Source organism: Aminobacter niigataensis, from assembly GCF_946995915.1.
In the GTDB taxonomy this organism is placed as follows: Bacteria; Pseudomonadota; Alphaproteobacteria; order Rhizobiales; family Rhizobiaceae; genus Aminobacter; species Aminobacter niigataensis.
This window is the reverse complement of the sequence record NZ_OX341517.1, coordinates 4,137,716-4,151,471: the sequence shown is the minus strand read 5'-3', so window position 1 is coordinate 4,151,471 and position 13,756 is coordinate 4,137,716. Positions and strand designations below refer to the sequence as shown.

Sequence of the window (13,756 nt, the reverse complement as noted above, 5' to 3'; positions counted from 1 at the left end):
ATCTGGTATGACAACGCATGCGCACACCCACGCTTCTCATCCCGACACGCTCAAGCGGCTGAAGCGGGCCGAGGGCCATCTCCGCGGCATCATCGCCATGATCGAGGCTGGCAGGCCATGCCTCGATGTCGCGCAGCAGTTGCATGCGGTCGAAAAGGCCGTCGGCCAGGCCAAGCGAACGCTGATCCAGGACCATCTCGACCATTGCCTGGAAGAGGCAGTCGGGCCGCTGCCGCGCGAGCAGCGCCAGTCGATCGACGAGTTCAAGGAAATCACCAAATACCTCTAGGACGGCCCCGCTGCCGGCCATGCCGGCCCGAACGACTGACTGGCCCTCGGGCCGCCGAAGACCGCCAGGGCGACAGATGCTTCAGATACTCTCCAACCGAACCTATCGCCATCTGTTCGCGGCGCAGCTGATCGCCCTGATCGGCACCGGCTTGGCCACCGTCGCGCTCGGTCTTTTGGCCTATGAGCTGGCGGGGCCGGATGCAGGCGTGGTGCTCGGCACCGCATTGGCGATCAAGATGATCGCTTTCGTCGCCGTGGCACCCGTGGCGGCGGCCTTTGCCGAGCGGCTGCCAAGGCGCTCGATGCTCGTTTGCCTCGATCTGGTGCGTGCGGCGGTGGTGCTGCTCTTGCCGTTCGTCACCGAGGTCTGGCAGGTCTATGTGCTGATCTTCGTGCTGCAGTCGGCATCGGCCGGCTTCACCCCGGCGTTCCAGGCGACGATCCCCGACGTCCTGCCCGACGAGAAGGATTATACGCGCGCGCTGTCGCTGACCCGGCTTGCCTATGACCTCGAGAGCCTGGTCAGCCCTGTCCTGGCGGCGGCGCTGCTGACGGTGGTCAGCTTCCACGAGCTGTTCGCCGGCACCGTCGTTGGTTTTCTGGCCTCGGCGGCGCTGGTGGTCTCCGTCACGCTGCCCAGCCCGCACGCGACTGCCCCGCGCGGCATCTATGAGCGGACGACGCGCGGCTTGCGCATCTATCTCGCGACACCCCGGCTGCAGGGCCTGCTGGCCGTCAGCATGGCGGTTGCCGCCTCCGGCGCCATGGTGATCGTCAACACCGTCGTCATCGTGCAGGGCGAATACGGCCTGACGCAGCGATCGACGGCGATGGCGCTCGCTGCCTATGGCGCAGGCTCGATGGTGGCCGCGCTCATGCTGCCGAGGATCCTCGACCGGGTATCGGATCGCTCGATCATGCTGGCGGGCATATCCTTGTTGGCGGTCGGGCTCGTTTGCGCCACGCTGGTGCAGGGCTTCGCTTCGCTCATGCCGCTGTGGTTCGTCCTTGGCCTCGGCTATTCGATCGCACAGACCCCGGCGGGGCGGCTGCTCCGGCGCTCGTCGCGTCCCGAAGACAGGCCGGCGCTGTTCGCCGCCCAGTTCGCGCTGTCCCACGCCTGCTGGCTGGTCACCTATCCGCTCGCCGGCTGGCTCGGCGTGACGGTCGGCCTGCCTGCGACTTTCGTCGTCATGGCCGGCATCGCTGCCGCAGCCGTCGCCGTGGCATTGCTCCTGTGGCCGTCATCCGATCCCGATGTCGTCGACCACCACCATCATGGCCTTGACGACGACGATCCGCATTGGGCCGAAGGCGGACATCGCCTCGGGCACCGCCACGCCCATGGCTTCGTCATCGACACGCTCCACCACCAATGGCCGCGCCACGGCTGAGGCAAGCCTGGCACTCGTGCCGCAGTGACGCGGCTGTGGAATCGTGCCATTTCGCTGGCATGAAGGGGATGCGCCTCATCTTGCGGGACAGGCTGTCGGCCGGCGCCATCGCCGGCATGATCGCTTTCATGCTGCTGTTCCAGGCGCTGCTTTCAGGTGCAGCGACAGGTGCCATGGCGGCCTCCGCCGCCGATCCGCTCGGCGTCATCTGCACCATGGACGGCATGGGCCCGGCAGGCGGCGACCAGCAGCCCTCCCGCAGCCGCGCCGACTGTCCTTGCGGCACGCTCTGCCAGCTGGCGGCAGCAACAGTGCCCGGCCTGCCCGGCGAGCAGCTTGCCTTCATCATTGACCGACCCGAGGCGCAGGGCATCGTCGTCGCGGAGCCGCGGGAGGCGGCACCCCAAGCCCTGCGCGGCCTGATCGCCGAGGCGAGGGCACCTCCGCACAACTCCGTCTGACGTCGAAACCTGCGGGCTCACGCGGCCCGCGCTTCCACGCCTATGGAGATATCAATGTCCGAAATCACCCTCGGACGGGAGAACGCCGCCGTGCGCTCCGCGTCCAACCTCTACCGCGCCGTCTGGCGTTGGCACTTCTACGCCGGGCTGCTGGTGCTGCCCTTCATGATCACGCTTGCCGTCACTGGCGCGCTCTATCTTTTCAAGGACGAGATCGACGCTGCCGTCTATTCCGAACTCAAGCGGGTCGCGGTCGAGCAGAGCAAAGCGACACCCGAAGCCTTGGTGGACGCCGCACTGGCCGACTTTCCCGGTACGGCGGTGAAGTACCTCGACCCGGCAACGCCGGAGAGCCCGGCCGAGATCACGGTCGCCACGCCCGACTTCGGTAAGCTTGCCGTCTATGTGAATCCCTACAGCGGGGCCGTGTTGGGCGCCTTGCCCGACCGCGGCACCGTCATGTGGAGCATCCGCTATCTGCACAGCCTGAAATATTTCGGCGACGGCGCGCGGCTGCTGATCGAGCTGGCCGCCGGCTGGTCGATCCTGCTGGTTGGCACCGGCATCTATCTGTGGTGGCCGCGTGGCAAGAAGGGCGGTGTCGTCACCGTGCGTGGCAAGCCGAAGAACCGCATGTTCTGGCGCGACCTGCATGCGGTGACCGGACTGTTCGTCGGCTTCTTCATCGTATTCCTGGCGATCACCGGCATGCCCTGGTCGGGTGTCTGGGGCGAGAAGGTCAACGAGTGGGCCAACGGCAGCAACTTCGGCTACCCCTCGGGCGTGCGCGTCGATGTGCCGATGTCGGGCGAACATCTCGACCATGTCTCGAAGTCGTCGTGGTCGCTGGAGCAGGCCAGGCTGCCGGAATCATCCGCCACCTCAGGCACGCCGATCGGGTTGGACAGAGCGGTCGCGATTTTCGACAGGCTTGGCCTGCATCGCGGCTATGCGGTCGCCATTCCGGGCAAGCCGACGGGCGTCTATACCGGCTCGGTCTATCCTGATGATGCCAGCCAGCAGCGGGTGATCCATCTCGACCAGTACAGCGGCGAGCCGCTGATCGACATGGGCTTTGTCGACTACGGTGCGGGTGGCAAATCGATGGAATGGGGCATCTCGGTGCATATGGGCCAGGAGCTCGGGCTGGCCAACCAGCTGGTGCTGCTGGCGGCCTGCCTGGGCATCGTGGTGCTGGCTGTCTCGGCCGGGGTGATGTGGTGGAAGCGCCGACCGGCGGGCTCGCTCGGCGTGCCGCCGCTGCCCGAGGACACGAGAGTGTTCCGCGGGCTGATCGCCATCCTCGCCATTGGCGGCATCGCCTTTCCGCTTGTCGGCATCTCGCTGCTGGTGATGCTGGCGCTCGACTGGGCCGGAACGCGCGTGCTGCGCCCCAGGCTGGCCTGACGCAAATGGCCGCCGTCTTCAGGGCGGCGGCCGTGGCGCAGGGCATTGCGGCCAGGTTTGCGTGCTGGCGCAAGGGGCTGGGCGAAGGGCAACTTCGTCCGCGACAAGCGACGGCTTGGCAGGTTGTACTTCGAGGGCGGTACAACTGGACCAAACGGCTTTGCTTGACCCGCCGTCTGTGATGGGGCACTGACGCCCTCCCTAAAAAAGCCCTCAATCCAAGACTGGCTAGACAATGACCACCGGCAAGCATGGCGGCCATGCAGGCATCGCCTTCGCTCTCATCGTGACCAGCACTGTGCTCGGCATAGCCGGCACGGATCTCGTGCTGCCGGCCGTGCCGAGCCTGCCCGAGGTGCTGGGCGGAACCTATGGCCAGGCGCAGTTCGTGCTGGCGGCATTCGTCACCGGCTCGGCGGTCGGCCTGCTCGCCTTCGGCACGCTTGGCGCGCATTTCGACCAGCGCCGCCTGCTTGTGGCTTCGCTCGTCGCCTACGGCCTGGTCTCCGCGGTTGCCGGCATGAGCACGTCGCTCGACATGCTGATCGGCCTGCGCTTCCTGCAGGGCGCAGCGGGTTCGGCGGCTGCGGTTTTCGCGCCGGGCATGATCCGGGAGCTGTTTGGCGACGATCGCGCCGTCAGCAAGCTCGGCCTGCTCGGCTCCATCGAATCGCTGACGCCGGCGCTTGCGCCCGTGGCGGGCGTGTGGCTGCTGTCGCTCGCCGGCTGGACCGCCTCGTTCGACGTCATTGCCGTGCTGGCGTTGCTGCTGGCAGCCGCCGTCGGCGCGCTGAGCCGCCATCTGCCGGCACTGACGACCGGCAAGGGAGCCGGCGGCTATGCCCATCTGCTGCGCGATGCCACCTTCCTGCGATACGCGGTAAGCCATGCCTTCACGCTCGGCGCGCTGCTGGTGATCGTCTTTGCCGCACCGACGGTGTTCGTCGCCGCACTTGGCGCCGGGCTCAGGGACTTCATCATCATGCAGATCACGGGCATCGCCACCTTCATCGTCGCAGCCAACTGGACAGGCCGGCTGACCGGGCGCTTCGGCGCCGAACGCATGATCTGGTTCGGCACCGGCCTGTCCGCGCTTGGTGGCGTGGCGATGCTCGCCTATGCGCTGATGGGAGGCGCCAACACGTTGGTGGTGACCGCATTGTTTGTGCCTTTCAACCTCGGCCTCGGGTTCCGCGGCCCGCCTGGCTTCCACCGCGCCGTCGTGGCCTCGCAGGGCGACGATGCCCGCGGTGCAGCGCTGGTGGTGGTGGCGATCCTCGGCACCACGGCGGCGGGCACCGCGGCGGTTGCGCCGTTCATCACGCTCGGCCTGCTGCCGCTTGCCATTGCGGCCGCAGCGCTGGTCGTTGCGGCATTGCTGCTTATCGCCCTCATCCCGCCGCTGCCGGAACGGTAATTGCGCCGCGCCATTATTCTTGATTTCGCCGCGCAACCGGCTGATGGTCCGGCCATGGAATGGCGCGACGAAGGAATCATCCTCGGCACCCGCAAGCATGGCGAAACCTCGGCCGTGCTCGAGGTGATGACGCGTGCGCATGGCCGGCATCTCGGCCTGGTGCGCGGCGGCCGCTCGCGCAAGCAGCAACCCGTGCTACAGGCCGGCAACCGCGTCGACCTGATCTGGCGGGCGCGGCTCGACGAGCATCTCGGCACTTTCCAGGCCGAGCCGATCGAGCTCAATGCCGCCAGGCTGATCGACAGTGCCGTGGCCGTCTACGCCCTGCAGACGCTGGCCGCGCATCTGAGGCTCTTGCCAGAGCGCGACCCGCATGCCGGTCTCTACGAAACGCTGGCGATCCTGATCGCGCATCTCAACGACGCCGAAGCTGTCGGCGAACTGGTGGTGCGCTTCGAGCTTCTGGTGCTCGACGAACTCGGCTTCGGTCTCGACCTCTCCGAATGTGCCGCCACCGGCGCCATCGAGGATTTGACCTATGTCTCGCCGAAGTCGGGCCGCGCCGTGTCGCACGCCGCCGGTGAGCCGTGGCGCGACAAGCTGCTCCCGCTGCCGCTGTTCCTGCAGCGCGGCGCGCGGCAAGGGGCCGACCTCGCGGCGATCGAGGATGCGTTCCGGCTGTCGAGCTTCTTCTTTGCCCGCCACGTCTACGAGCCGCGCGGCATCGAGGTGCCCGATGCCCGCAGCGGCCTGCTGATGGCGCTGAGGAAATTCTATGCTGCCCAAGCCATTTCCCGTGGAGACACCGCCGCATGAGCGACGTCGAACTGTTTCCCGGCCATGTCTCGCCGCTTGGCCTGGGCACGATCCCGCATGAGGACGTGCATATTTTTTCCGGCAGGGAACTGCTCCAGCGCGTGGTCGACGGTCTCTATCCGGCGCCGCCGATCGCCGCGGTGCTGAATTTTGCCCTGACCGGCGTGGAAGAGGGGCGGGCGGTGTTTCGCGGCGCGCCCAACAAGCGCCATCTCAATCCGCTCGGCATGGTGCATGGCGGCTGGGCGGCGACGCTGCTCGATTCGGCGCTCGGCTGCGCCGTGCACAGCACGCTTGCAAAAGGCGAGGCCTACACCACGGTCGAGTTCAAGGTGAACCTGACGCGGCCGATCACGCCCGACACCGGCGAGATCGTCTGCGAAGGCAGGGTGATCCACAAAGGGCGCACGCTCGCCGTGTCCGAGGCGACGCTGAAGGACAGCAACGGCAAGCTGCTCGCCTTCGGCACCGAAACATGTTCGATCTTTCCCGTCGCCAATCTGGCGGCGCGGTGAGCCGGCCAATCTGAGGGGGAACGGCCATGCTTGAGAGCCTTCTGGGCGTCATCGCCATTGTCGCGCTGTTCATCATCATTTCGAAGCAGCAGTCTCGTCTCGGCCTGCTCGAACGCGAACTGGGCGCGCTGCGCAGCCTGGTGCTGTCGGGGGCCGTGCCGGTACCGGCCGCAAAGGCTGCGGAAGTCAGGGCAGCGACGGTGAGCGAGGCGGCCTTGCCAGAGGCCTTGGCCGCTGAAGTGGCCGAGCAGCCAGCCGCGGCGAAACCTGTTGCGGCAGCTGAAGTGGCGCCAGAAGCAGTTACGGAAGTGACGGCGCCCGTAGAAGAGTTGCCCGTGACGGCGAATGCCGAGCCGGATGCGGCCGCGTCCGGGCCTTGGGGTGCTGCGGCGGCCGAGCGGGCGCAGGCAGCAGCGCGCGCGACGCCCGATATCGAGACCACGCTAGGTACCCGCTGGGCTGTTTGGGTCGGCGGCCTGGCGCTCGCTTTCGGCGCCGTGTTCCTGATCAAAGTTTCCATCGAATCCGGCCTGTTCGGCCCCGGCGCGCGCCTGACCATGGCTGCACTGCTCGGCCTGGTGCTGGTCGGCGGCGGCGAGTTCATCCGCCGCACCGGCTTCCGCGTGCCGATCCAGAATGGCGGCAGCGCCTATATCCCGGCGATCCTGACGGCAGCAGGCGCCTTTACCCTGTTCGGCACCATCTATGCCGCGCACGGGCTCTATGGCTTCATCGGTGCCGGAACCGCCTTCGTCCTGCTTGGCATCGTCGGCGTAGCGACGATCGGCGCCGCACTCGCCCACGGTCAGCCGCTGGCGGGCCTCGGCCTGCTTGGCGCGATGGTGACACCGGCGCTGATTGCGTCCGCGGCGCCCAATTTCTGGGCCCTATTCGGCTACCTCGCCATCGTTCTCGTCGCGACCGCGGCGGTCGCCCGGACGCGCAGATGGTCGCTGCTGATGGGGGCAGCCTTCATAGGCAGCGGCCTGTGGACGCTGCTCTACCTCGCCGATGCGCCATTGGCCGATTTCACGATCGTCCTGTTCATCAGTGCGGTCACGCTGGCAGCTCTCGCCCTGCTTTGGCTTGGACGCCGCGACGACATGACGGCGCTGGACTGGCCGTCGATGGTGCCGGCGTTTTTCGTGGCCGTGACCGCCATGGTGCTGTTCATCCACCCGACCTACGCCGCGCTCGGCGGGCCGCTGCGCGGGACCATTCTATTGGTCGGCTTGCTGGCGGTGGCACTTTACCGGCCGGCTGCTGTTTCGCTGCTGTTTGCGGCAGGCATCGCGACAGTGCTGGTCTATCTGCGCAACGCGCTGGGCGGCACCTTCGAGCTCGACCTGCCGATCGGCGGGCTGATGGTTGAGGGCCTGCCGATCGAGATCGCCGGTACGTCGCTGACCCGCATCGGCTGGCTGCTTGGGCTCGTCTTTGCCGGCACCGGCCTGTGGAGCGCGCATCGGCTGGCGGCGACGGCGCGCTGGCGCGCGGCAGCCTGGGCCGGGTGGGGCGTGGCGGTGCCGCTGGTCGTGCTGACTTCGCTGTGGATCGCCTATGGCAACCCCGACCGCGATCTCCTGCGCGCGCTCATCTCAGCCGTCCTGGTCGCTGGCTTCATTGCCGGCGGCGAATGGATCGCCCGTGCCGAACAGCCGCCGCTCCAGGGCGGGCCGGCGGTCTCCTTCGTGCTTGGCGGGGCAGGGGTGGCGCTGCTGCTGGCCCTCCACATGGGCTTCGGTTCGGGCCTGACCACGGTCCTGCTTGGCCTTGCGGCGGTGGTTCCGGCACTGGCGACGCGGCAGCGTGGCTACCCGGTGCTCAACTGGCTGAGCGTCGGGGCGGCGGTTGCCGTTTTGGCGCGGATCGCTTTCGACCCGACGGTTGTCGGGGCGGACAGGCTCGGCATGACGCCCGTCTTCAACTGGATCCTGCCCGGCTACGGCATCCCGGCAATTGCTTTCGGCTTCGCCGCCTGGCAGCTGGCGCGCACCACCAACGGCCGGCCGCGGCTGGTCATGGAGGCGGTGGCCGCCCTGTTTTCGCTGCTGACCGTGGCGATGCTGGTGCGCCATGCGATGAATGGCGGCGTCATCACCTCGGACGCACCGACGCTGGCCGAACAGGCGATCTACACGCTGATCGCGCTCGGCGGCGGCGGCATCCTGGTGGCGCTCGACATGCGTTCGCCGAGCCCGGTGCTGCGCTATGGCTCGCTCGCCATCGGCGTGCTGTCGGTGCTTTCTGTGCTGGGCCAGCACTTCCTGGTGCTCAATCCGCTGTTCACCGACGAAGGCACGGGCAGCATTCCGTTGTTCAACCTCTTGCTCCTTGCCTACCTTCTGCCGGCGTTGGCAGCAGCAGCGTTGGCGTACTACGCCAGGGGCAAGCGGCCGAAATGGTATTCGGCAATGCTGGCCTTTGTCGCCGCACTGCTCGCCTTTGCCTATGCCACGCTGTCGGTGCGCCGGCTGTTCCAGGGCGAGCATATCGGCCTGTGGGCAGGCCTCGGCCAGGTCGAGACCTATTCCTATTCGGCGCTGTGGCTTGCCATGGGCGTCGGCCTGCTGGTCGCCGGCGTGACGCTGAAGTCGCAGGTGTTGCGCATCGCCTCGGCGGCGTTGATCTCGATCGCCGTGGCAAAGGTCTTCCTGTTCGACATGTCCGAACTGGAAGGCGTGCTGCGCGCGCTGTCCTTCATCGGGCTGGGCGCTGTGCTGATCGGCATCGGGCTGTTCTACCAGCGCCTGCTGACGCGGGCGGCACGCTCGTAGCGCAAGGAAGTCAATGTAGATTGCCGGAAGGTCGAAGCGCTGCACGGCTTGCCTTCGATGCCTGGTGCGCATGCCGTTAACCATCTGTTAACATTACCGAAAGATTGCCTGATCGGATCGGCATTTATTAAGATCGCGCAAGGTTTCGGCAACGAATGGCGACGAAGGTCGCCTCGCGCCAATGATATGGCGCACGGGACTCGGCCTGCGGACTTCCTCCCCCGTTTGCCGCTGCGTCGAAGCCCGTCACAGGACAGCAAAGCCTCGGGCTTTGCTGTCCCAAGCAATCTCGGAGCACTACATCATGTCCAAGCGAAATCTGTATTTCGTCCTCTTCGCGGCCCTCGCGCCTTTTATCACCCCCGTCGTTGCCAGTGCGGCCGACGTGGCATCGGATTACTCCCAGGAAAGCTCTGGCGCCTATGACTGGTCGGGCATCTATGGTGGCGGCCATGTCGGGCTTTCCAATGACGGTTTCCCGAACCCGTTCTCGAGCAAGACCGGCTGGCAGCTTGGCGGCCAGGTTGGCGCCAATTTCCAGTCCGGAATGTTCGTCTACGGCGCCGAGGCCGACGCCAGCTTCTCCAACGGCGCCCGCCACAACATCGCCAATGGCGCCCAGCTCGAGCGCAAGTTCGACGCCGCCGCCAAGGCCCGCGCCGGCGTCGCGATAGATCGCACGCTGGTCTACGGAACCGCCGGCTACGGCGTCTCCAAATTTGACGCCAGGCGCAACGTCACCTCCGGCAGCAACTGGGAAGGCGGCCTCCTGCTCGGCGCCGGCGTCGAACAGGCGATCAGCGACAAGGTCACCGCCAAGATCGAGTACAACCGTGTCGACTATGGCAAGGTGCGGTCGACCGTCGGCGGCGTCAAGCAGGCCGACGAGCTCGACAGCAACACGCTGAAGGCCGGCCTGAACTACCGGTTCTGAACGACCTAGGCACTTCCGAAGGCGGGCATGCAGGTCATGCCCGCCTTTTTTATACTTGAATGAATATGCGTTGAGGAATATCTGTATATCCAGAAGGGATATGCAGATGCCTCTCTACATCAGAGATAACGAAGTCGATGCGCTGGCAGCCGAATTGCAGGCCGTATCCGGCGCCGCGAGCAAGACCGAAGCGGTGCGGACCGCACTGCTTCACGAGCTTGCTCGCAACCGCGCCAATATCCCCCTGCGCAATCGCCTTGCCAAACTGCAGGCGAGAGTGGCGGAGCTGGGCCTGCCCGACCGCGACTTCGACATGAAGAAGTTCACCGACGAAATGTGGGACGGCGAGTGATTTTCATCGACGCGTCCGTCATCGTTGCCGTCCTCAACCAGGAGCCGGGCTGGGAGGAACTGGTCAAGCAACTCACCAGCGCCGCCGGCGAGAGATACGTTTCGCCGCTGGTTCGTTTCGAAGCAATCATGTCGCTTGCTCGGGCCAGGGCCGGTGGTGGCCGGAAGCCGGCCCCGGAGCTTGTCTTGCAGGCAGGGCAGGTGGTTGACGACTTCATGGTCGAGATCGACGCCCAGGAGATCCCGATTTCGGATGAGATCGGACGGGCGGCGGTCGATGCCGCAACACGCTACGGCATGGCGGTCGGCCATTCCGCCGATCTCAACTTCGGCGACTGCTTTGCCTATGCCTGCGCCAAGGCGTTGAAGGCGAAGCTAGTCTACAAAGGCAACGACTTCGCCCAGACCGACCTGGCCTGATCGGACGTCAGGCCAGGAACCGGTACTACTCCGCCGGCACCAGTGCCGGATGCCTGGTGACCGGCCGTTCCTTGATCGGCCAGTGGACGGCGGCGGCGAACAGCCCAAGGGCGACGCCAAGCCACCACACCGCATCGTAGGAACCGAAGTGGTCGTAGAGGTAGCCGCCGAGCCAGACACCGAGGAATGAGCCGATCTGGTGCGAGAAGAAGACGATGCCGCCCAGCATGCCGAGGTGCCGGGTGCCGAACATGATGGCGACGAGGCCATTGGTCGGCGGCACTGTCGACAGCCAGAGCAACCCCATGATGATGGCGAAGATGACGACGCTGGTCGGCGTCTGCGGCAGCAGCAGGAACGCCGCGACGAGTGCCGACCGGGCGAGATAGATCCAGGCGAGGAAGCGGGGTTTCGAGTACTTCTGGCCGATGATGCCGGAGGCAAGCGAGCCGATGATGTTGAAGAAGCCGATCAGGGCGAGCGCGATCACCGCATAGCGGGCGTCGATGCCGATGTCCCTGATATAGGCCGGGAAATGGGCGGTGATGAAGGCGACCTGGAAGCCGCAGACGAAGAAGCCCGAAACCAGGAGCATGTAGCTCCTGTGGCCGAAGGCTTCTGACAGGGCCTGGCTGAGCGTTTGCTGGATTTCGGACTGGGAGACCTTGCCCGAGCTGGAATTGCCGATCAGCGGGATCGCCAGCACCGGGATGACCAGCATGGCGATGGACATGTAGACGAGCGTATCGGACCAGCCATAGGCATCGATCAGACCCTGGCTGATCGGGGCGAAGATGAACATGCCGGCCGACCCGGCGGCGGTGCCGATGCCGAAGACCATGCTGCGGTTGTTCGGGTTGGTGTTGCGGGCAAAGGCCGCCAGCACGATGCTGAAAGAACCGGCGGCGACGCCGAGACCGACCAGCACGCCGCCACTGAGATGCAGCATGCCGGGGCTGTCGGCAGAGGCCATCAGATAGAGGCCGAGCGCATAAAGCACCGCGCCGAGCGTCAGCACGCGCCATGTGCCGAAGCGGTCGGCGATCGCACCGAAGATCGGCTGTCCCAGGCCCCAGCACAGGTTCTGGATCGCCATGGCGAGACCGAACGTGGTGCGGTCCCAGCCTTTTTCGGCGAGCATCGGCAATTGGAAGAAGCCCATCGCCGAGCGCGGCCCGAAGGTAAGCGCCGCGATCAGGCAGCCGCAGATGATAATCAGCCACGGCACCGTATTGCCCCACCTGGTGGTTGCCGCCGCTGCCGTCATCGTCGCTTCTCCCGTGAGGAAGCCACTTTTAGCCGATCCCATCGCATGTTCAAAATCAATTGAACTAGCGCATGCTTCAACATTTCTGATGGATGGGAATAGGAGGGCCGCAGCAAGCGTTAGTTGCATGCTTGGGTGATTGGCGGCTGAATTCGACGGCCGCTTGCGTCGCTGAGGCAAGGCGCGTTCTATCAGCACGTTCAAAGGGCGATCCACGATCCGCAGTGATGGAAGAAAAGAAGGCAGCGATACTTCAGGAAATCCCGCGCCTGCGGCGCTATGCGCGCGCGCTGCTGCGCGACCGCGACTCTGCCGATGATCTCGTCCAGGATTGCCTCGAACGGGCATTGATGCGCCTGGACAACTGGCGAACGGGAGAAAGCCCCAGGAGGTGGTTGTTTACGATCATGCATCATCTGTTCATCGACCAGATGCGAAAGGTGAAACGTCGCGGCGAAGCGGCGGTCCTGCCGCTCGACGCCGGCGAGGCGATGGCAACGCCGGCCATCCAGGCTGAAAGCGCGGCCTCGCGTGAAATCGTCGACGCCTTGCAGCAGATCAGCCCCGACCGGCGCGCCGCACTGGTGATGGTCGCCATCGAAGGATTTTCCTATGCCGAGGCGGCAACGATGCTGGGCGTGCCCGCCGGCACGCTGATGTCGCGCATTGCCCGGGGCCGCGAGGAACTGCGGGCGCTGCTCGACGACCAGGCGCGGCGCCGGACGATAAGGATCGTCGAGAAATGAACGCGCGCAGCTTCACCGACCGCGATATCCACCTGGCGCTTGATGGCGAGCTGCCGGAGGACGAGCGCGCCGCCTACCAGGCCTGGCTGGAAGCCAATCCCGACATGAAGGCGAGGAGCCTGCGTTTCGCCGCCGACAATGCCGCCTTGCGCGGCCTGTTCACGGGCGTCCTCGACGAGCCCGTGCCGGCGCGGCTGACGGCAGTGGTCAAGGGCGATGCGCCGAAGCGCAAGGGCACGCCGCCATGGTGGCGCATGGCTGCGGCGGCAGCACTTCTGGTCGCCGGCGGTCTCGGCGGATATCTGGTCGGAGCGAGCGGTTTCGGCCTTGGTCCCGATTCCGACGATCGCATGGCCGAATTGGCGATTGCCGCGCATCAGACCTTTGCCGCCGACAAGAACCGGCCGGTCGAGGTCGACGGCAGCGATCCGGCCTACCTGACCGGCTGGCTGTCGAAGCGGACCGGGCTGAAGCTGGTGGCGCCGGATCTCAGCGACAATGGCTTCCAGCTCCTGGGCGGACGCCTGGTGCCGGCCGAAGGCAGTACGGCGGCGCTGATGCTTTACGCCGACGCGCAGGGCAATCGTATTTCCGTCTATGTCACCACCGGCGGCAGCGAGCTCTCGAAGGGCACTTATACGCTCGCGGGCGGTGGCCCCGAAGCCGTCTACTGGCAGGAAAAGGGCTATGGCTGCGCCGTCGTCGGAACCCTGCCGCCAGCGGAACTCCGGCTGGTTGCGAAGGATGCATACAAGCAATTGCTCGCAGGGGCGGGCCTGAGCCAGTCATAGGACGCACCGATATTTCGGCGTCCTTTCCTACGAGATTCATATCCCTCCAGCCCGGGCGTCATGTCACAATAAGGCCCGAATCGAGGCGTGACTGCGCTGGCAATGCGAGCGCGAGCGTGCTTCGCAGGGGCATATCCTTCCGGGCATTTCTCCGCCCAATCGAGGTCCT

At 66.0% G+C, this 13,756-nt stretch carries 14 protein-coding genes; 13 read left to right on the top strand and 1 reads right to left on the bottom strand.

Annotated elements, in window-relative coordinates:
- Positions 1-7 precede the first annotated feature (7 nt).
- The 11 genes from O1Y97_RS20275 to O1Y97_RS20225 all read left to right on the top strand — a co-directional run bounded on the left by O1Y97_RS20275 (position 8) and on the right by O1Y97_RS20225 (position 10,783).
- The gene (locus O1Y97_RS20275) at positions 8-289 is read left to right on the top strand and encodes a metal-sensing transcriptional repressor (protein ID WP_183262280.1); all 282 of its coding nucleotides are present in this window, start codon (positions 8-10) and stop codon (positions 287-289) included.
- 76 nt (positions 290-365) lie between these two features.
- Entirely contained in the window at positions 366-1,685 is a 1,320-nt protein-coding gene (locus O1Y97_RS20270; RefSeq protein ID WP_318762164.1) for an MFS transporter, read from the top strand.
- Positions 1,686-1,753: 68 nt separating this feature from the next.
- Positions 1,754-2,146 carry a DUF2946 family protein gene (locus tag O1Y97_RS20265; protein WP_318762163.1) on the top strand — a complete coding sequence of 131 codons (393 nt, stop codon included), beginning with the start codon at positions 1,754-1,756 and terminating at the stop codon, positions 2,144-2,146.
- Positions 2,147-2,200: 54 nt separating this feature from the next.
- Complete coding sequence (locus O1Y97_RS20260) at positions 2,201-3,553, top strand: PepSY-associated TM helix domain-containing protein (RefSeq protein WP_318762162.1); 1,353 nt, start codon at positions 2,201-2,203, stop codon at positions 3,551-3,553.
- 235 nt (positions 3,554-3,788) lie between these two features.
- Positions 3,789-4,970 (top strand): MFS transporter, encoded by a 1,182-nt coding sequence (locus O1Y97_RS20255; RefSeq protein ID WP_318762161.1) that lies wholly within the window; start codon positions 3,789-3,791, stop codon positions 4,968-4,970.
- A 54-nt stretch (positions 4,971-5,024) separates the two neighbouring features.
- Positions 5,025-5,786: a DNA repair protein RecO gene (recO, locus tag O1Y97_RS20250; RefSeq protein WP_318764251.1), complete on the top strand. Its 762-nt coding sequence runs from the start codon at positions 5,025-5,027 to the stop codon at positions 5,784-5,786.
- Positions 5,783-6,301: a PaaI family thioesterase gene (locus O1Y97_RS20245; RefSeq protein WP_318762160.1), complete on the top strand. Its 519-nt coding sequence runs from the start codon at positions 5,783-5,785 to the stop codon at positions 6,299-6,301. Before recO ends, O1Y97_RS20245 begins: the two co-directional genes overlap by 4 nt.
- A 26-nt stretch (positions 6,302-6,327) precedes the next feature.
- On the top strand, positions 6,328-9,078 hold the full coding sequence (locus tag O1Y97_RS20240) for a DUF2339 domain-containing protein (protein WP_318762159.1): 2,751 nt from the start codon (positions 6,328-6,330) through the stop codon (positions 9,076-9,078).
- Between the two features lie 304 nt (positions 9,079-9,382).
- Complete coding sequence (locus O1Y97_RS20235; RefSeq protein ID WP_318762158.1) at positions 9,383-10,012, top strand: outer membrane protein; 630 nt, start codon at positions 9,383-9,385, stop codon at positions 10,010-10,012.
- Between the two features lie 106 nt (positions 10,013-10,118).
- Positions 10,119-10,364 carry a type II toxin-antitoxin system VapB family antitoxin gene (locus O1Y97_RS20230; protein WP_318762157.1) on the top strand — a complete coding sequence of 82 codons (246 nt, stop codon included), beginning with the start codon at positions 10,119-10,121 and terminating at the stop codon, positions 10,362-10,364.
- Positions 10,361-10,783: a type II toxin-antitoxin system VapC family toxin gene (locus O1Y97_RS20225; RefSeq protein ID WP_318762156.1), complete on the top strand. Its 423-nt coding sequence runs from the start codon at positions 10,361-10,363 to the stop codon at positions 10,781-10,783. Before O1Y97_RS20230 ends, O1Y97_RS20225 begins: the two co-directional genes overlap by 4 nt.
- 25 nt (positions 10,784-10,808) lie before the next feature.
- Here the strand turns inward: O1Y97_RS20225 and O1Y97_RS20220 are convergent, their stop codons facing one another.
- On the bottom strand, positions 10,809-12,050 hold the full coding sequence (locus O1Y97_RS20220) for an MFS transporter (RefSeq protein ID WP_318762155.1): 1,242 nt from the start codon (positions 12,048-12,050) through the stop codon (positions 10,809-10,811).
- 227 nt (positions 12,051-12,277) lie between these two features.
- Between O1Y97_RS20220 and O1Y97_RS20215 the strand changes: the two genes are divergently transcribed.
- Together O1Y97_RS20215 and O1Y97_RS20210 are read left to right on the top strand one after the other, a co-directional pair.
- Positions 12,278-12,796 (top strand): RNA polymerase sigma factor, encoded by a 519-nt coding sequence (locus O1Y97_RS20215; protein ID WP_183262263.1) that lies wholly within the window; start codon positions 12,278-12,280, stop codon positions 12,794-12,796.
- Positions 12,793-13,587 (top strand): anti-sigma factor family protein, encoded by a 795-nt coding sequence (locus O1Y97_RS20210; protein WP_318762154.1) that lies wholly within the window; start codon positions 12,793-12,795, stop codon positions 13,585-13,587. Before O1Y97_RS20215 ends, O1Y97_RS20210 begins: the two co-directional genes overlap by 4 nt.
- The last annotated feature ends 169 nt before the right edge of the window (positions 13,588-13,756 follow it).